This window comes from Nocardia donostiensis (assembly GCF_002081715.1).
GTDB classification, from domain to species: domain Bacteria; phylum Actinomycetota; class Actinomycetes; order Mycobacteriales; family Mycobacteriaceae; genus Nocardia; species Nocardia donostiensis.
Window position 1 is genome coordinate 42,832 of the sequence record NZ_MUKP01000023.1, and the last position, 17,748, is coordinate 60,579.

Sequence of the window (17,748 nt, forward strand, 5' to 3'; positions counted from 1 at the left end):
GGGGAAAAGGTTGCAATCAAAGTTATTTCTTGATTTCGCTGCACGAATTTCCGAAACTCTCACCAGGGGAACGTCTTTTCTTTCCGGAAAATACAAGGAGATCAACAGCACTGCCCGGTACTCTGCCAGGAGCCTGGAGCAACAGGATCGCAGGTTCCCACGCGTGACCCTATCTGCTGCCGCCGCCGGGATCCTCCTGAGCGTGGGCGGCGATTCCCTTAACGAGGTGTCGACCGAGGAATATCTTTCCGGACTCGGGCCCACTGTCGATGAGTACATCGCCTTGTCCCCTTTTCTCCGAGAAGAAGTCGCGAAATTACGGGCCGATGGCTGGTTCATTGCGTACACCCCCCTTGAGGGAAACATGAACGGCCTCACGCATTGGGAACAGAAGAAGATTCTGATCAGTGACAACCTCAAAGGAAACCCTGAAAAGATCATGGCTGTACTCGCGCATGAAGTGGGACACGCATATCCGGGGAAATATATGGGAGACATCGATCCTCCCGTCGACAGCGAGAGCTACGCACACTGGCTGGAGCGCAGCCTACCTGAACTATTTCAGCGTGAAGTGGAAGCCGAGTTCGTACAAGCTCAAGTACGGCATGAGATCATCGAAAACGGCGGCCCGGATATTGGCGCTCCCCACGAGCTCATCACTTCCCTGTACGAAAGACAATTCAGCGGGTTCACCCGGGACCAAGCCCGAGATTTCGTCGCTGAAGCGTCTCACTTGTGGGAAGACTGGTTGCCGTTCTATGAACAGCATCTCAGGAGCTACTGGGATGAGAATTTTACCGGCTCACATGGCCCTTCGAAAGAAATATCTTCTTTGAAAGAACTCGAGGAGCAAGTGGCAAAGGAAAATACAGAGCTACCGGAATACCCTCCTGTGCCATACCTTCCTGGGCCGCGATGACGAAGAGCCGACCTTTCTATAGGAGTACGAGATGGCCGCGGCTGGGGGGCGAATGCTTGACTAGGCGGTCGGCTGCCATTCCTCGGGGGCGAGTTCGGGGAGGGTTTCGCCGGTTTCCAGGAGGGCTTTGAGGTTGACCAGGATCGCGGGCCAGCCGCCCTGGATGGCTTCGCGGACCTTGCTACCCGAGGGGAAACCGTCGTGGACGACGGTGAGTTTGACCAGTTCGCCGACCGGTTCGAGTTCGAAGGTGACTTTGGACCTGGGTTCGGCTGCCCAGGCGCGGCCCAGTTCGGGGTCCATGCCGAAGGTTTCGGCGTGTTCGGGGCTGAAGGTGTGCCAGGTGTAGGACAGGGTGCGGGGCGGATCCGCCGTCAAGACGACCTGTTCGGGGTCGGCGCTCGTCCAGTCGCGTTCCCGCCACACCATGGGAGAGCCTGGCTGCCAGTCCGTTTCGAAGGTCGCGCCCCAGTAGCGAGCGGTGAACGCGGGGTCGGTGAGAGCCTGCCACAGCTGCTCGGGGGTGGTCTTGATGTAGGTGGTGTAGACGAAATCGGTGCTGCTCATCGGTGCCTCCAGGGCTTGTTTGAGGTCGGCGAGGGTGCGGACGCGGGCACGGTGGTAGCGGGTGATCCAGCGGTCGGCGATGGCGTTGATGGGTTCGGCATTGAGGTAGTGCAATTTCTCTCGGCCGCTGCGCCGCGTGGTGATCAGGTTGGCCGCTTCGAGTACGGCGAGGTGTTTGCTGACGGACTGGCGGGCCATATCCAGGCCGGAACAGAGTTCACGCAGGCTCTGCCCGTTACGGGCCTCGAGGCTGTCGAGTAGCCGCCTCCGGCTGGGGTCTGCCAGCGCTTTGAACACCTCGTCCATATCTCCACTCCACGCATATGCAGCCAGGCAGCTGCATAACAGGAATGCTATGCAGCCATTTGGGTGCATGTCAAGGCCGTCGACCCACCCGAACCAGGACTGGGTAGCCAATGCAGCGTCGTGAGGCTGCCTGCCTGCGCACCGCGGACAGGTGCACAGGCAGGCAGCCAGTGGGGGCGCCTGCTCCATCGGCCCGAGGCCGATGACGGTCACCGGCTCACGAACGCCCGCCCATCAGCTCGAAGATCGAAACAGGCCGGTTTTCCTGTTCGGTCGCCGCGATCGCCTTGCGCCACCACGCTTGGGCGGTATGCGACAGGGTGGCGTCGACGCCCACGTCTTCGCTCGTGTCGATGGTGTGTTGCGCGCCCGCGTCCATCATCTTGAAAGCCGCCAGATCACCCCAGCCACCGTTCTTCGCGGACTTGGCGTACTCGGCCATGAAGAACGGGAACGCCTCGGCGGAACGCTGGGCGTACGGGAGGAACTGGTCGATATCGTGACCGGAACGCTGGATGACAGCCAGCGCCTGGTCGTAGGCGAGCATCCAGGGATGGAAAATGACCAGCAACGCCTGATAGAAGACCTGCGCCAGCCCGTCATCGGTGCCCAGATACTCCTGGGTACTCAGCGGGCGCAGGAGTTCGGCGTGCGCGTCGAAGACCTCGCGTGGGCCGCTGTAGAACAGGTACGACGCGGGATGCTCGATATTGTCGCCCACGGACATGAACCCACCGGAAAGGAACTGGGCGCCGTGCGACCGCACCCAGGCTGCACCCTTGCGGGTGTTCTCCGGCGAATCCGAGGACAGGTTGGCGATCACCTTGCCGGGCAGATGGTCGACGGCCTGACCGAGCACGTCGTACATGGCGGCGTAATGGGTCAGGCTGACCACGATCACCTCGTTGGCGTCGAGCGCTTCGGCGACTGTCGCGGCGCGCTCGGCCCCCAACTCCACCATCGCGTCGACCTTCGCACTACTGCGGTTCCACACGGTGACCCGGGTGCCCGCGGCGAGGAACGCCCGCACCATCGCCTGCCCCATCGGGCCGAGACCGATCACGGTGACGGAACGGCTGTCGTACTGCTGAGACATCGGATGCCCCTTCGGTTCATGGATACGGTTCAGGTTTCGGCGCCGTCAACGATGTTCATCCGCGCAGGTAGAGTCGACAAGAACGCACCCGCGCGTGCGGTTGCTTACCCCGAGGTCCGTAATGAGGTCAGGAGGATCCAGCGACCATGACGAGTGACACGGATCACGACGTATGCGGTATGACGCTGGCGATCGACGTGGTCGGTGGCAAATGGCGGTTGCACCTGATGTGGGTGCTGGACGAAGGGCCGCAACGGTTCGGGCAGATCCGGCGCGTGCTGGACGGGGTCAGCGAGAAGGTGCTCACCGAAAACCTGCGCCATCTGGAAGCCACAGGCATCGTACGGCGCGAGGTGTACCCGGAAATCCCGCCGCGCGTGGAATACTCGCTCACCCCGCTCGGTAGGGAACTCGCGGAAGCATTACACCCGCTGGAGGAATGGGGCGACAAGCACCGCCAGCGGCTGCGCGCGGACCTGCTGAAAGCCGCCTCCTGACGTCGTCAGGGTGCCCTGGTCTGCGCTGCGTTCGCGCTGCACCTCACCGTGGAGAACGGTCTGATCACCCGGCATCACGTTTACGAGGACAGCCTCGCCGCCGCGCAGGCGTTCGCCCGAGAAGGCGGCTGAACTGCGCCCGAGCCGAGTGTGCTGCGCCGCGGAGTCTTCCTGCGTGGCTGCGCCACCGTGTCTTCCTGCCTCGCTGCGCCACGCCGAGTGGAACGAACCCCTATCCTGCATCGACTGATTCGGCGATGCGCGCGCCGACCCGCTCCAGCAGCGGGGCGGCCTTGGCTATGCACCTGATCGGGTCGGGCTCCAGGTCGGTCAGGGAATAGGCCGAGCTGAACCCGGCGTCCTCGAGCTGCTCGGGGGTGAGCAGTATCCGGCCTGCTACTGCGGCGACAGGGACGTTTGCCCTGGTGGCGGCGGCGCAGACGCCGAGCGGGGCTTTGCCGTGCAGAGTCTGCTCGTCCAGGGAGCCCTCGCCGGTGACGGCCAGGATGGCGCCGGCGAGCCGGGTGGGGAAATCGAGCAGCTCCAGCACGACGTCGATACCGCTGCGCATCCGCGCGCCCAGTACGGCCAGTGCGCCGAACCCGGTCCCACCCGCGGCCCCCGCGCCGGGGCTGGTCGCGTGCTCCGGGTGGGCGATCCTGGCCCAATTCGCCAGTGCCGCTTCCAGTACAGCGCGTTCCTCCGGCCCAGCGCCCTTCTGCGGTGCATAGACCGTGACCGCGCCGGACGGCCCGAGCAACGGATTGCCGACATCGCAGGCCAGGGTGAATTCCGCGGCGGCGACACCTGAGTGCAGGCCGCTGAGGTCCAGTCGGTCGGCATCGAGCAGAGCCGCACCACCGCAAGGTATTTCGTTTCCTTCCCGGTCGAGTATCCGGGCACCGAGGGCGGTGAGCATTCCGCTGCCGCCGTCGGTGGAGGCGCTGCCGCCGAGGCCGAGCACGATCCGTGACACTCCCCGGTCGAGTGCGTGGGCGATGAGCACACCGAGCCCGAAAGTGTTGGCGCCGAGCGGGTCAGGCACACCGCCGGGGAGACGGGCGAAACCGACGACGGCGGCGAGTTCGATCACCGCGGTATCGCCACGCAGCGCGTACGAGGTGGTTCCGGGTTCACCGGTGGGACCGGGTGCTGTCACCGGCACCCGAGTCCAGCCCGCCGTCACGAAAGCGTCCAGGGTGCCGTCACCCCCGTCGGCGACCGGAACCACCTCGATTCCCATACCCGGCCGCACCCGACGCATCCCCCTCGCCAACGCCGCCGCAACCTCGGCAGCCGACAGCGAGCCCTTGAACTTGTCCGGGGCAAGCACAACCCGAGGCGCCGATGTCATGGCGCTATTGTCCGGCCACGGATACGTTCTCGCAGCTCCCTCCCGGCTCGGCCTGTCACCCTTACACACGACAACCCACCGACTCCAGTTCCTGTGTCCGCCCCGCTCCGCGGCCACCATCACGCCCGCAGCCTCCGCCTCGCCGTGCGCGTGGGTGGCATCGTCAATACGGAGACCACCGGGGCGGTCGGGAACGGCTTCGACCCGGATCTTCGCCCTACTCGGCACCAACGGCACCGGTAAGACCACCACCGCCGCGGGTCGGCTCCCGGCCTATCGCTGCTGCCCGACCGTACTTATGGCAATCGCACCCGGGTACCAAGGTCACGCTCGGCCGCGGAATGTCACGGGATGTTCAGCGGTGCCTGCTCGGCACTGCGCACGCTGACCTCGCCGGTTTCCAGATACTGCATGACCGGCCCGTCCACCGACGGGTTCCCGCGCCCGAAGGTGCCGTGATCACCGCCCTCGACCGTGATCAGTGTTCCGCCCAGCGCCTCGGCCATAGCGGGACCGCCCTCGTATTTCGTCAGCGCGTCGTGACGGCTCTGCAGCAGCAGTGGCGGGGTGTGCAGGCCCGCGCCGCTGATCGGGACCGGAGTGGTGGCCGGTTCCCAGCCGCCGCAGCTGATGCCGGAGCGAACCAGGTCGGCGCGGGCGTCCATCGCATTTCCCCCGGAAACGAGGGTGGTGGCGGCCGTGATCAGCCGCTCCGGTCTGGCGGGGGTCGCGTTCTCGTTGCAGGTGATGGTGGCGAAAACGAAGCGGCCGGTGGGGTGGGAGCTGGTGGCTCCTTCGATGGCGAGGAGGCGGGCGATATCGGCGGGGTCGGTGTTGGCTTCGGCCATGGCGGTGGCGAACACGGGCCAGTAGGCGCGGGTGTAGGTGGCGACCGCGGTGGCGCCGAGCAGCGGGCCGTGTTCGGAGGCGCCTCTGGTGACCAGCACGCGCATCAGGTTCTGTAGTTTGCCGGTTTGTTCGACACTGCCGTTGAACCCGTCGCGGACGATCTCGGCCAACGGTTCGGGCAGTTCGCCGGGTAGATCGCCTGCGCTGGCGGGCGGCGGGGTGAGATTGGCGTACCAACCGCCGCCCTGGTCGACGACCAGCCGCACCCAGTTGCGGTACACCTGCAAAGCGGTGCTGCCCAGGCGGTATCGGTCGTGGTGTTCGGCGATCCAAGCGAACAGGTCGTCCATTCGCTGTTTGCCTGCGATCTGCTGTTGGGCGAACTCCTCGGTCCACACCCAGCCGGGGTGCACGTTGGAGTCCAGGATCATCCGGTCCACCCGGTCCGGGAACAGTGAGGCGTACACCGCGCCCAGATAGGTGCCGTAGGACGTGCCGAGGTAGCTGATCTTCGCCAGGCCGAGCGCGGCGCGTACCGCGTCCATATCGCGCGCGGTGGTTTCGGTGGTGATGGTCTCCAGGTAGCCGGGATGGGCGGCTTCGCAGGCTTCCTTCATCGCAGCGCGATTGCCGAACGCCGGCCGCCCTTCCCTATCGGGGTCGCCGGTTCCACAGGTCAGCGGCGTGGACCAGCGCAGGCCGCGCGGTTGCACGGCGATCCGGTCGTAGTGTGCGGCGAGTTCGGCGGGCAGCCGCTGGTAGCGGTTGGCCCAATAGTCGAGGGCATCCGCGCCGGGGCCGCCGGGATTGGCGAAGATGACACCGCGCCGCTGCCCCGTCGCGGCGATCTTGCTGACGGTGAGTTCGATACGGGGGCCGTCCGGTTCGGCGTAGTTCATCGGGACGCTGATCACCGCGCAGTGCGCACCCCGGCCCGCGGTCACCGAACCCTGGGGGCAGGCGCCGAATTCCGGCGCCGCCTGCGCGGGCGCGGCGGCGAGCGAACCGGTGACCAGCCCCGCGGCCGTCAGCGCCGCCGCTATGCGCGACAGACGCAGCAGGTTCTTCAAATTCGTCACCTCCCGCCCAGCCCCGGCCACCCAGCATTCTGCGCACGGCCCCGGCGGCGGGCAAGTCGAGCGGCGACACCGAGGGTGCGAGTTACCCGAAATATGCGCTGCCGGAGTAGCGTCGAGCCATGTCGACCCAGGTCTGCAACAACACCGCCTTGGAACGCTTCGAGATCCACGTCGACGGCACCGTCGCCGGCTACGCCGAATATCAGGACACCGCGTCCGATCGCGCCTTCGTGCACACCGAGATCGACCCGCGCTTCGAAGGACAGGGCTACGCACGGATGCTGGTGGAGACGGCGCTGGACGACACCCGCCGCGACGGCCTCGGCGCGCTGCCGATGTGCTCGATGGTGCGCCATTTCATCGAAACCAGGCCGCACTACCTGCCGATGGTCCCGCATTGGGCGCGGGACCGGATGGGTCTGCCCCAGTAGCTCAGTAGGCCGCGACCGCCGCGTCGAGCGCGGACTGCAGATCGGTTTTCACCAGCCGGGCGATCTCGGCGGGGCGGGCGGGCAACTCGGTGATCGGCATCCCCACATGGAAGCTGGCCCGTTTGGCTTCGTCCTTGGTCGGTTCGACCGCGGGGTCGGGGCGCGGGCCGTAGCTGAGCCCCATGCTCAGCAGCGCAGGCTGCGCGCCGAGTTTCATCGCCCGGAACGCGATATGGCCGATCCCACTGCCGACCGGCTGCACCTGGGCCGGATCGACATCGTTGCAGGTGCCTTCGGGGAAGACGGCCAGGCAGTCGCCGTCGGTGAGGCGTTCGGCGCAGATATCCATCATCCGCTGCCCGGCCGCGTTCACCGCCCGCACTCCGTGATCGCTGCCGCGGAAGACCGGAATCCCGCCCATCATGTCTATCCGGCGGCGCTGTTTGCGCTGGACGAAAAGTTCGTCCTTGGCCAGCACCCGTACCCGCCCGATGATCGGGCGCAGTTCGCTACGCCACGCGGCGGCGGCAACGGTGTAGGGGTCGAGCTGGGACAGATGGTTGATCGCGATCAGCAGCGGGGTGCGCCGCCGCATCAGCTCGACGATATGTGCCCGCGCGCCGTCAGCGTAGCTGACCCGCGGCTGGAAACGCTGCCCGAGCAGGGCATACGCGGCGAATGCCTGGAGCCGGTTTTGGCGGTGGGAACGGTAGAACTGGTAAACGGCGTCGCTGTTGTCCAGCAGCACCTCGGGCGCTTCCATGGCGCCGACTCTACGGCGCCGAGCGGGCTCACCGTCTGAAGAGTTGATCTTGCCCAGGTCGCGGCGACGAGGAGACCGGGCCACTAGTGCGGCGCGACGGCCGGATAGCTGCGATGATGACGAGGTGGCACGCGCAGAAGACCCGGATGATCGCCAGACCCGTGGCGGTGGTGACAACCCGAACGCCGGACAGCGTGGTTTCCGGCAGGGGGAGCAGACGGTGCGAGCGGGCACGCTGCTGGTGTCCTCCACCGACCTGGTCGAACCGACCTTCCGCCGCACAGTCATCTACATCATCGAACACAACGAGGCAGGCAGCCTCGGCGTGGTGTTGAACCGGCCGAGCGATACCGCCGTACACGATGTGCTGCCGCAATGGGCGGATGTCGTGGCTGCCCCGCGCACCCTGTTCGTCGGCGGACCCGTGAAACGCGATGCGGCGCTGTGCCTGGGCACGGTGCGGGTCGGCGCGTCCATCGAGGGCGTGCCCGGTCTGCGCCGGGTGGACGGCCGGGTGGTGCTGGTCGACCTCGATGCCGACCCGGACCGGGTGGGTCAACTGGTGGAAGGTATCCGCGTTTTCGCCGGTTATGCGGGCTGGACCTTCGGTCAGTTGGAAAGCGAATTGGACAACGACGACTGGTTCGTGGTGTCCGCGCTGCCCAGCGACCCGATCAGCGGCCGCCGCACCGATCTGTGGGCGCAGGTGCTGCGCAGACAACCCCTGCCGCTGTCTCTACTGGCCACCCACCCGATCGAACTCGAACGCAACTGAACGCACGCGTTCCCCGCCGGACAGCTCCGGTGAGAGGTCATCACCCGCGCTGCGTTTCCGTGGCGACCAGGGCTGTTCGATTATCCGGGCTCCGCCGGTCGGGCGAAGCGATGCGCTCAGATGCCGAGCCCACCACAGCCGGACGGTCGGCGACGCCGAGCACGCACCGAAACTACCCCAGGAAGTGAACCGCACAGTACGCGACGACCGTATGACCTGCATACACCGCTGCGAGCGGCGGAAGGAGGGTCGATGCGCGGCACAGTGGTGGACTATCTGGCGCGCGCTGTCTCAGGCCTCGGTGTGCGGCATATTTTCGGCGTTGACGGCGCGAATATCGAAGACCTCTACGACGCGATCTTCGACAACAGCCTGCTGACCGGCGTGGTCGCCAAACACGAGTTCTCCGCTGCCGCCATGGCCGACGGGTACGCGCGCATCACGACCCGGCTCGGCGTTGTGGCCGCAACCTCCGGTGGTGGTGCGATGAATCTCGTCGCCGGGCTCGCCGAATCGTATGCGTCGCGGGTCCCGGTACTCGCCCTGGTCGGCCAGCCGCCCACCACAGTGGAAGGGCACGGCGCCTTCCAGGATTCCAGTGGTAAATCGGGCGCCATCGACGCGATCCGGCTGTTCGGGTCGATCAGTCGGTACTGCACTCGCGTGGAATCCGCCGCCGAACTACCCGAACGGCTGGCGCGCGCGGTCCGTGCCGCGCGACGCGGCGGACCCGCCGTCCTCTTACTACCCAAGAACGTGCAACAGGCCGCGATGGGTGAGGTCGCCGCGTTCCAGCCGCCCGAACCACTGCACTGGTGCGACGACAGCGAATACACGCGGGTACGCGCGATGCTCGCCGAGGCCAGGCGCACCGGCAAGATCGTGATCATTGCGGGCGACCAGATAGCCAGGGACGACGCCCGCGCCGAACTGGCCCGGCTGGCCGCCGTACTGGACGCCGCGGTCGGGGTCGCGCCGGATGCGAAGGATACCTACGACAACCGTGACCCGGCGTTCTGCGGCGTCGCGGGCACAATGGGGCATCCCGAACTGACCGCTGCGCTGCGCTCGGCGACCCTGTGCCTACTGGTGGGCACCCCGCTGCCGGTCACCGCCCGCACCGGCCTCGACGAACTGCTCGCCGACACCACAGTGGCCGGTATCGGCCTCGCGCAACCGTATCCGCCGGCCGTGCACGCCACCTGCACCGATCTGCGAGACAGCCTCGGCAGGCTCGCCACCGAACTCGATCCGGCGCACACCGGGACCGCCCAGCCGCAAGCGCCGGACGATGCGTCGACACACGCCGCGAACCCCGATTACGACGGCCGGGCACACAGCATGCTGACCTCGCTGCGGGTCCCGGAAGCACACGGTCCCGGTGTGCGGTACGGGCCCCTGGTCGAGGCGATCGGTTCCGCCTTGCCCGCTGGTACGGCGGTGTTCGCCGACGCGGGGAACACCGGCGCCGCGGTGGTGCATCATCTACGGGTGCCGCGTGGTGGGCGGTTCGTGGTCGCGTTGGGCATGGGCGGCATGGGGTACGCGTTCGGGGCCGGGATCGGCGCTGCGTTCGCGACCGGTGGGCGCACGGTGGTCATCGCAGGCGATGGGGCGTTCTATATGCACGGTATGGAGGTGCACACGGCGGTCGAGCACAGGTTGCCGGTCACCTTCGTCATCTGCAACAACAACGCCCACGCCATGTGCGTGTCCCGTGAACAGCTTTATTACCAGGGCCGCTACAGCTTCAACAGGTTCCGCCCGGCCCGGCTCGGCGCGGGGCTGGCGGCCATGTTCCCCGAACTGCGGGTGCGTTCGGTGCACACACCGGATCAGCTTGCCGCGGCGCTGGCCGGATCCTTCGGCGGTGTAGGCCCGTCGTTGGTCGAAGTCGACTGTGCTGCCGACGAAATACCCCCGTTCTCGCCGTTTTTGAGGAGCGCACCGTGACCACCAGCACCCTGCCCGCACTCAGCGATATCCCGGCGCTGCCCGGGCTGCTGCGCATCGAGAACTCCGACCGGGAAGCCACCACACCGGTCATCATGGACATGCTGCGGTCGGTGTATCCGCACGACCAGATCTACGGAAAATTCTGCCCCGTACAGGATTACATCGCCGCACCGCCCCGCGAAGTATTCGACTATCTGGCTGATACCAGGTCACTGGAGGAATGGACCTACAGCCTGCGCGGTTTCACCGAGACCGACGAACCGGGACTGTGGGTGGCGCACGACCGGCTCGGTGATACGACGAAGATCTACGCCCGTACCGTCGCCAACCCCGACGCCATGACCATCGACTATCACTGCGCCTGGGATCAGGGACAGCACCTGTGGATGATCTACCTGATGCGGGTTGTCGACGCGCAGCTCGTCGTGCACGAGCCCGGGTCGGTGGTGCTGTGGACCAACTGCAAGCACCCGTTCTACGACCAGAACCCGTATCCGCAGACCGCGCCGCCGGGACGGCCGGTGTGGGTCGGTGATTTCTGGGAAATGTTCGCCGCCGGGCACCGCCTGGAACTCGACAATCTGAAAGCGATCTGTGAATACCGTGCCGCGCACGGGCTGCCGATCAGACCGGACTGGATGCGGTGATGGCGGATCCGGGCACGGTGAGCCTGGTGGACGTGGCGAGCTACCTACCCGGCGAACCGATCGGCACCGATTACTTCACCCGGTTCTCGCGTTCGGAGCGGATGGCCCGGCACGTGATGTTCCGTGCACCCGACACTCGCCATCACGTGCGGCGCGGAGAAACCGCGGTGGACATGGTGGAACAGGCCGTCGCGCCGCTGGCCGCCCGGCACGGTGCGGGGCTTTTCGACGATATCGACGTTCTGATAACCCATACCCAGCTGCCGGACTTCCCGGTGCTCGGCTGCGGCCCGGAAGTCGCCCGGCGGCTGGGTATGCGGCCAGGGTGGGTGTTCGACATCCACAACGGCGGATGTGCGGCATTCGTGCACATGATGGCATTGGCCCGGATACTGCTGCAGTCCACCGGGGCGCGTACCGCGCTGATCGCGGCGACCCAGAACTGCGCCGGTCCGGTGTTCACCCAACCCGAGATCCGCAAGCTCGCGCAGGCCCCGGTTCCCGGCGACGGTTGCGGTGTCGGGCTGCTGGTCCGCGACGACAGCGCCCCGATTCTCGATATCGAATGCCGCACCTATCCCGAATGCGCCGGAGATATGTCGTTTTCCACTTTCGGCGGCGACCGGCGGTACTGGGAGCCCGGCCAGGGGCAGGTCTGCGTGAATTTCACCGAATCGAAGGTGATGAAGGTGTTCGCGCGTGGCAACCGCCTGGTGCCCGAGGTCGCGGCGGCGGTATGCGAACGCATCGGGGTGAAGAGCCGCGATATCGACTACTTCGTCACCAATCAGCCCAACCGGATGTTCCTGCGCAACTGGCACGACGCGCTCGAACTGCCGCCGGAACGGCATCCTGACACCTTCGACCGGTGCGGGAATCTGTTCGCCGCCGCTATTCCGGTGACCCTCGATACCGAAAACCGGGCAGGCCGGTTACGCAACGGGTCGGTGGTGTTGCTGTCGGCGTTCGCGCACGCCGGTGATTTCGCGGCCGCCGCAGCGGTGCGATGGGGGGCAGCGCCGACGGGCCGGGTGGATCCGGCGGGGTGAGCGCTCAGGTAGCCGGCTGGCAGGTATCGCGCAGGGAGCAGGCGCCGCAGGAGTGACCGCAGCCGCCGATATCTTCCGGGGGCGGGGCGATGGCGGCGGCCGCACGGGCGCCTGCGTCGGCTCCGGCGCCCAAAGTGAACAGGGCGATCGCGGCGACGACTACCGCGACCAGGACGGCGACGACACCGTCGGCGGCGAGGGAGACCAGCGCACCGGCGGACAGCAGGGCGCCCGCGGCGATGGAGGTGGGCGCGGCGACACGGTTCGCGGCGCGGAAGGCTGCCGGGTCCCGCAGCGCGGCCTCGGTGTGCACGCCGACGAAACGGTTACGTGGTAGGCGGCCGGTCAGTCCGAGCGCTCCCGTCGCCAGGGCCACGACCGCCAGCGCGAACAACAGAAGAGCGACAACGAACACCTGTGCAGGCTACCCCAGCGCTGTTCGGCCCCACCGCCCCGCACCCGGTGAAAGCCCACTTCGTGGCGCCGATCACGCCGCGCGACCCGTACACCCTTTTTGGGCTAGTCAGCGCGTACGTCTTACCCTGTTCGACGACGTAATCTCTCCGGATCGGCAGCAAAGAAGGCAGGCCCGTGCAGGACACCCGCGCAACCGACACCGCCGGGCAGGACTCGGTGACCAGTGACACTTCGGCATATGCGCACCGCTACACCGCCGAACTCGCCGCCCGGATCGAACGCAGGTGGCAGCAGCAGTGGAACGAGCGCGGCACCTTCCACGCCCCGAACCCGGTCGGCCCGCTGGCCGGTGCCACCCCCGCCGACAAGCTGTTCGTGCAGGACATGTTCCCGTACCCGTCCGGCGCGGGACTGCACGTGGGTCATCCACTGGGCTATATCGCCACCGATGTATTCGCCCGCTACCACCGCATGCACGGCCGCAATGTGCTGCACGCCCTTGGCTACGACGCGTTCGGCCTGCCCGCCGAGCAGTACGCGGTGCAGACGGGCGCGCATCCGCGCGACACCACCGAAGCCAATATCGCCACCATGCAGCGGCAGCTGGACCGGCTGGGCCTGGGCCACGATCCCCGCCGCTCTTTCGCGACCACCGACCCCGAGTACTACAAGTGGACGCAGTGGATCTTCCTGCGCATCTACAACGCGTGGTACGACCAGGAAGCCGACCGGGCGCGCCCCATCTCGGAACTGGAGAACCAGTTCGCCTCCGGTGCCCGGCCCGCGCCCGACGGCAAGGACTGGGCAACGATGTCGGCGGCCGAACGCAGTGCTGTGATCGACTCCCACCGGCTGGTGTATCAGACCGATTCGATGGTCAACTGGTGCCCCGGGCTGGGAACCGTGCTGTCCAACGAGGAAGTCACCGCCGACGGGCGCAGTGAGCGCGGCAACTTCCCGGTGTTCCGGAAACGCCTGTGGCAGTGGATGATGCGGATCACCGCCTACTCCGACCGGCTGATCGACGATCTGGACCAGGTGGACTGGCCGGAAAACGTCAAGACGATGCAACGCAACTGGATCGGCCGCTCTCGTGGCGCGCGGGTTCGGTTCCCCGCCGACGGCCACGAACTGGAGGTGTTCACCACCCGCCCCGACACCCTGTTCGGCGCGACCTACGTGGTGCTGGCTCCCGAACACGAACTGGTCGACGAGCTGACCGCACCCACCTGGCCCGCCGACCTGGACGTGCGCTGGACCGGCAACAGCGCGACCCCCGCGGAAGCCGTGGCCGCCTACCGTCGGTCGATCGTGGCCAAATCGGATCTGGAACGCCAGGAGAGCAAGGAGAAGACCGGCGTCTTCCTGGGCAGCTACGCCACCAACCCGGTCAACGGCGCGCAGGTGCCGATCTTCATCGCCGACTATGTGCTGAGTGGTTACGGCACCGGCGCGATCATGGCGGTGCCCGGCCACGATCAGCGCGACTGGGAGTTCGCGCGCGAGTTCGGGCTGCCGATCGTCGAAGTCATCTCCGGCGGTGATCTCGAGACCGCCGCCTACAACGGCGACGGCGAACTGGTGAACTCCGACTACCTGAACGGGCTGTCGGTCGAGGAGGCCAAAGCAACCGTGATCGCGCGGCTGGAAGCCGACGGCCACGGTGAGGGCACCGTCCAGTACAAGCTGCGTGACTGGTTGTTCGCCCGCCAACGCTACTGGGGCGAGCCGTTCCCCATCGTCTACGACGAAGATGGCACTCCGCACGCCCTGCCGGAATCCATGCTGCCGGTGCGGCTGCCGGAGCTGGACGATTTCGCACCGGTCACCTTCGACCCCGACGACGCCGACTCCGAACCGTCGCCCCCGCTGGCCAAGGCCACCGACTGGGTGAATGTGGAACTGGACCTGGGCGACGGGCCGAAACGCTACCGGCGCGACACCAATGTCATGCCCAACTGGGCGGGCAGCTCCTGGTACCAGCTGCGCTACGCCGACCCGACCAACACCGAGACCTTCTGCGCCGCGGAGAACGAACGGTATTGGCTCGGCCCGCGCCCCGCCGAGCACGGCGCCGACGATCCCGGCGGTGTCGACCTGTATGTGGGCGGGGTCGAGCACGCGGTGCTGCATCTGCTGTACGCCCGGTTCTGGCAGAAGGTGCTGTTCGACCTGGGTGATGTGAGCAGCAGCGAACCGTATCGCCGCCTGTTCAACCAGGGCTACATCCAGGGGTACGCCTACACCGACCCGCGCGGCGCCTATGTGCCTGCTGCGGAGGTGGTCGAACGCGACGGCAAGTTCTACTGGACCGACACCGCCGGGACCGAGATCGAGGTCGCCCAGGAGTACGGCAAGATCGGCAAATCGCTGAAGAACGCCATCTCCCCCGACGAGATCTGTGATCTGTACGGCGCCGACACGTTCCGCTTCTACGAGATGTCGATGGGCCCACTGGACACCTCCCGCCCCTGGTCCACCAAGGATGTCGTCGGCGCGCACCGCTTCCTGCAGCGGGTGTGGCGGCTGGTGGTGGACGAGGAGACCGGCGCGGTGCGGGTCACCGACGCCACCCCCACCGGCGAAACGCTGCGGTTGGTGCACAAGACTATCGCGGGAGTCGACGAAGACCTGGCCGCGATGCGCGACAACACCGCGGGCGCCAAGCTGATCGAACTGACCAACCACCTGACCAAGGCCTACCCCGACGGCGCGCCCCGGTCCGCGGTGGAGCCGGTGGTGCTCATGCTGGCCCCGCTGGCCCCGCATATGACCGAGGAACTGTGGGAGCGCCTTGGCCACCAGACGGCGCTGGCACACGGCCCGTTCCCGGTCGCCGACCCGGCGCTGCTGGTCGAGGAGTCGGTGGAATATCCGATCCAGGTCAACGGCAAGGTGCGCAGCCGTATTCAGGTGCACCCCGACGCGGACAACGAGGCGATCGAGGCGGCGGCGCTGGCGGACGAGAAGATCACCGATCTGCTGGCGGGGAAGACCCCGCGCAAGCTGATCGTGGTGCCGGGGCGGTTGGTGAACATCGTCGCCTGATCCGCGGTCGCGGTCACCTGCCCCGCCGACTCCGACGAAGGAACTGCCCTCGAAGACCGAGTGACGCCGGGTTCGGGAAGGCTGGTCAGCCCCGCGACCGCGTTCGCCTTGACTTCCAAGGTATTACGTCGCTGCTGCACGGGCCATCACGCACCGCGCTGGGTAGATTCCGGTAACCGGCCTCCTGGTCCTGCGAGCTCTACCTGAGCCACGCCTCGGCCTGGGCCGTCTATCGCGCGGTGTCCCGCAGGTGGAGTGAATACGAACAGCCCCAGTCGTTTCCACATTCGAGTTCGCAGTAGCGAGCTATGGTTGCAATGATCGCAAGATAGGTGTGCGAAGGGGAACTGTGGCCGGGATAGTTCGCGAGTTTCTGGCTGGTGCTGCTCGTTTGGTCACGACACTTACACGGTTCTCCAGACACGATGCAGACACAATTATATCGACGGCCGGTAACGCCCGCGGCGCCGTAGTCAGCAAGGTGGCAGAGGATGCGAATACAAGCCACATTCGGTTCTCCACTCTCGATGAATATCGGGAGTACGGTAAGCAGAACCTGCTGACACGCAACCATTCCGACGAACAAAAACGAGCCATAGGCTGGTACACCCGGCACGGCTTCAAGGCAGCCAATCCCTATCTGCGGAGCGGGCGAGATCCGGATTCCGTACCGTGGGCTGACGAGCTGCCCGATATCGACCGGAACATCACTCTGATCGACGAGTCGATGCGTCCACTCCCTCATTCGATCGTGGTCACCCGCGAAGTCGACAAAGATGCTTTCCGGAAGAAGATCCGACGACTGAAGAGGCTGGGCAAACTGAAAGGTCGTACCGAAGGCGACGACGCGTACATGTCCACCTCATTGGCGCCCAAACCCCTGCGTTACTCCACTCCCAAACCGATCGTGCTACGTCTGCATGTGCCACAGGGAACTCCCGCCATCTATACCGGCCCCTACTCACAGTTCGGAGACGAGGAGGCCGAACTCCTTCTCGCACGCGGGCTCCGCTACCGGATCGACAAAGTCGAATTCGATGAGAGCGACGGGCGCGGCCGTTGGTGGATCGATGCCCACGTGCTACTGCCAGGCTCTGCTCGGTAGCGGGCGGGCCTGGGCCGGAAGCACACGCGACGAACGCGGAAGCGGCCGGATGCCAGACTCCGGTGCCGCGCCCGCGTTCATCACCAGCCTGATACGCATCCTCGCTCCGGCCATCAACAGGGGCGGAGGATGATTTCCGTTGGGTGGCCGTCGCGGGGGGTGTCGACGGCCGCCCGGACCGTGCGGGCGACGGTTTGCGGGCTCAGGAACTCCTCGGGGTGGTATTCACGGCCCTCACCTGCGACGATGGCGCGCTGCATATCGGTGTCGATACGGCCCGGGTGGATCGAGGTGACGCGCAGCGTCGGCTCCTCTAACCGCAGCGCGTCGCCGAAAGCGCGCAACGCGAACTTACTGGCCGCGTAGGAGGCCCAGCCCGCATTGGCCCGCAAACCCGCACCGGAATTGATCAGCACCACATGCCCGTTCGCCGCGCGCAGGGCAGGCAGCAGCACCCTGGTCAGCTCCGCAACCGCCACCACATTGGCCTCCAATGTGGTGCGCCACTGCTGCACCGAGGAATCCTCGATCGTGCTCAGATCGGCGATGCCCGCGTTGTGTACCAGCACGTCCAGCCGCTCGATAGATGCGGCCGCCTGGGCGACAGCGGCGTAGTCGGTCAGCTCGACCGGCCACGCCGACGCCCCCGGTAACTCCGCCACGATCTTCGCCAGCGATGATTCCGACCGCGCCCCGAGCAACAGCTGATGTGTCCCGGCCAGCTCCCGCGCGATCGCTGCGCCGAGCCCTCGGCTTGCTCCGGTGATCAGCGCGATCGGGGCAGCTCCGTTTCCAGCAGACTCCATGCGCCAACGGTAACGGCATACCCGCAGGCTTTCCTTTCGGCGGACCCGGCAGTGGCTGACGTTTCCGCGGGTATCGCGCCATCA

General features: G+C 66.5%; 16 protein-coding genes. 9 read left to right on the top strand and 7 right to left on the bottom strand.

Annotated features, from left to right (window positions below; translation table 11 throughout):
• Positions 1-163: 163 nt before the first annotated feature.
• Positions 164-919: a hypothetical protein gene (locus B0T44_RS16320; protein ID WP_077120466.1), complete on the top strand. Its 756-nt coding sequence runs from the start codon at positions 164-166 to the stop codon at positions 917-919.
• A 60-nt stretch (positions 920-979) separates the two neighbouring features.
• Here the strand turns inward: B0T44_RS16320 and B0T44_RS16325 are convergent, their stop codons facing one another.
• Both B0T44_RS16325 and B0T44_RS16330 read right to left on the bottom strand, forming a co-directional pair.
• Positions 980-1,792, bottom strand: a complete 813-nt coding sequence (locus B0T44_RS16325; protein ID WP_077120468.1) for an ArsR/SmtB family transcription factor — start codon at positions 1,790-1,792, stop codon at positions 980-982.
• Positions 1,793-2,009: 217 nt separating this feature from the next.
• Positions 2,010-2,888 (bottom strand): NAD(P)-dependent oxidoreductase, encoded by an 879-nt coding sequence (locus B0T44_RS16330; RefSeq protein WP_077120470.1) that lies wholly within the window; start codon positions 2,886-2,888, stop codon positions 2,010-2,012.
• A gap of 146 nt (positions 2,889-3,034) precedes the next feature.
• On the opposite strand from B0T44_RS16330, the gene B0T44_RS16335 reads away from it, so the two are divergent.
• Positions 3,035-3,385 carry a winged helix-turn-helix transcriptional regulator gene (locus B0T44_RS16335; protein ID WP_077120472.1) on the top strand — a complete coding sequence of 117 codons (351 nt, stop codon included), beginning with the start codon at positions 3,035-3,037 and terminating at the stop codon, positions 3,383-3,385.
• A 232-nt stretch (positions 3,386-3,617) separates the two neighbouring features.
• Here the strand turns inward: B0T44_RS16335 and B0T44_RS16345 are convergent, their stop codons facing one another.
• Positions 3,618-4,739 carry a glycerate kinase gene (locus tag B0T44_RS16345; RefSeq protein ID WP_077120474.1) on the bottom strand — a complete coding sequence of 374 codons (1,122 nt, stop codon included), beginning with the start codon at positions 4,737-4,739 and terminating at the stop codon, positions 3,618-3,620.
• A gap of 344 nt (positions 4,740-5,083) precedes the next feature.
• Positions 5,084-6,667, bottom strand: coding sequence for an alpha/beta hydrolase (locus tag B0T44_RS16350; RefSeq protein WP_254854236.1), 1,584 nt, complete (start codon positions 6,665-6,667; stop codon positions 5,084-5,086).
• Between the two features lie 119 nt (positions 6,668-6,786).
• Here B0T44_RS16350 and B0T44_RS16355 point away from each other — a divergent pair, with 119 nt between their 5' ends.
• A complete protein-coding gene (locus B0T44_RS16355) occupies positions 6,787-7,098 on the top strand; it encodes a GNAT family N-acetyltransferase (protein ID WP_077120476.1) in 312 nt (103 codons plus the stop codon).
• A gap of 1 nt (position 7,099) precedes the next feature.
• Here B0T44_RS16355 and B0T44_RS16360 read toward each other — a convergent pair whose 3' ends face one another.
• Positions 7,100-7,861, bottom strand: a complete 762-nt coding sequence (locus B0T44_RS16360; RefSeq protein ID WP_077120478.1) for a lysophospholipid acyltransferase family protein — start codon at positions 7,859-7,861, stop codon at positions 7,100-7,102.
• A gap of 124 nt (positions 7,862-7,985) precedes the next feature.
• Between B0T44_RS16360 and B0T44_RS16365 the strand changes: the two genes are divergently transcribed.
• The 4 genes from B0T44_RS16365 (at position 7,986) to B0T44_RS16380 (ending at position 12,288) form a co-directional block, all read left to right on the top strand.
• Entirely contained in the window at positions 7,986-8,636 is a 651-nt protein-coding gene (locus B0T44_RS16365; protein ID WP_077120480.1) for a YqgE/AlgH family protein, read from the top strand.
• A gap of 252 nt (positions 8,637-8,888) precedes the next feature.
• Positions 8,889-10,589, top strand: coding sequence for a thiamine pyrophosphate-binding protein (locus B0T44_RS16370; protein ID WP_077120482.1), 1,701 nt, complete (start codon positions 8,889-8,891; stop codon positions 10,587-10,589).
• Positions 10,586-11,239: a DUF8713 domain-containing protein gene (locus B0T44_RS16375; RefSeq protein ID WP_077120484.1), complete on the top strand. Its 654-nt coding sequence runs from the start codon at positions 10,586-10,588 to the stop codon at positions 11,237-11,239. The genes B0T44_RS16370 and B0T44_RS16375 overlap by 4 nt, the downstream gene beginning before the upstream one ends.
• A complete protein-coding gene (locus B0T44_RS16380; protein WP_081512209.1) occupies positions 11,239-12,288 on the top strand; it encodes a 3-oxoacyl-[acyl-carrier-protein] synthase III C-terminal domain-containing protein in 1,050 nt (349 codons plus the stop codon). Before B0T44_RS16375 ends, B0T44_RS16380 begins: the two co-directional genes overlap by 1 nt.
• Before the next feature lie 4 nt (positions 12,289-12,292).
• Here the strand turns inward: B0T44_RS16380 and B0T44_RS16385 are convergent, their stop codons facing one another.
• Complete coding sequence (locus B0T44_RS16385) at positions 12,293-12,703, bottom strand: SdpI family protein (RefSeq protein WP_077120488.1); 411 nt, start codon at positions 12,701-12,703, stop codon at positions 12,293-12,295.
• A gap of 218 nt (positions 12,704-12,921) precedes the next feature.
• Between B0T44_RS16385 and leuS the strand changes: the two genes are divergently transcribed.
• Together leuS and B0T44_RS16395 are read left to right on the top strand one after the other, a co-directional pair.
• Positions 12,922-15,753, top strand: a complete 2,832-nt coding sequence (gene leuS, locus B0T44_RS16390) for a leucine--tRNA ligase (RefSeq protein ID WP_077120573.1) — start codon at positions 12,922-12,924, stop codon at positions 15,751-15,753.
• A 349-nt stretch (positions 15,754-16,102) separates the two neighbouring features.
• Positions 16,103-16,858: an ADP-ribosyltransferase gene (locus tag B0T44_RS16395; protein WP_175648118.1), complete on the top strand. Its 756-nt coding sequence runs from the start codon at positions 16,103-16,105 to the stop codon at positions 16,856-16,858.
• A gap of 113 nt (positions 16,859-16,971) precedes the next feature.
• Here B0T44_RS16395 and B0T44_RS16400 read toward each other — a convergent pair whose 3' ends face one another.
• Positions 16,972-17,664 (bottom strand): SDR family oxidoreductase, encoded by a 693-nt coding sequence (locus B0T44_RS16400; protein WP_077120492.1) that lies wholly within the window; start codon positions 17,662-17,664, stop codon positions 16,972-16,974.
• Positions 17,665-17,748: the final 84 nt, after the last annotated feature.

Bases quoted from the DNA above. Each gene is read 5' to 3' on its own strand.
- B0T44_RS16335 (WP_077120472.1), top strand. From the start codon at position 3,035: ATGACGAGTGACACGGATCACGACGTATGCGGTATGACGCTGGCGATC.
- B0T44_RS16400 (WP_077120492.1), bottom strand. From the start codon at position 17,664: ATGGAGTCTGCTGGAAACGGAGCTGCCCCGATCGCGCTGATCACCGGA.
- B0T44_RS16330 (WP_077120470.1), bottom strand. From the start codon at position 2,888: ATGTCTCAGCAGTACGACAGCCGTTCCGTCACCGTGATCGGTCTCGGC.
- B0T44_RS16370 (WP_077120482.1), top strand. From the start codon at position 8,889: ATGCGCGGCACAGTGGTGGACTATCTGGCGCGCGCTGTCTCAGGCCTC.
- B0T44_RS16355 (WP_077120476.1), top strand. From the start codon at position 6,787: ATGTCGACCCAGGTCTGCAACAACACCGCCTTGGAACGCTTCGAGATC.
- B0T44_RS16345 (WP_077120474.1), bottom strand. From the start codon at position 4,739: ATGACATCGGCGCCTCGGGTTGTGCTTGCCCCGGACAAGTTCAAGGGC.
- B0T44_RS16380 (WP_081512209.1), top strand. From the start codon at position 11,239: ATGGCGGATCCGGGCACGGTGAGCCTGGTGGACGTGGCGAGCTACCTA.
- B0T44_RS16360 (WP_077120478.1), bottom strand. From the start codon at position 7,861: ATGGAAGCGCCCGAGGTGCTGCTGGACAACAGCGACGCCGTTTACCAG.
- B0T44_RS16325 (WP_077120468.1), bottom strand. From the start codon at position 1,792: ATGGACGAGGTGTTCAAAGCGCTGGCAGACCCCAGCCGGAGGCGGCTA.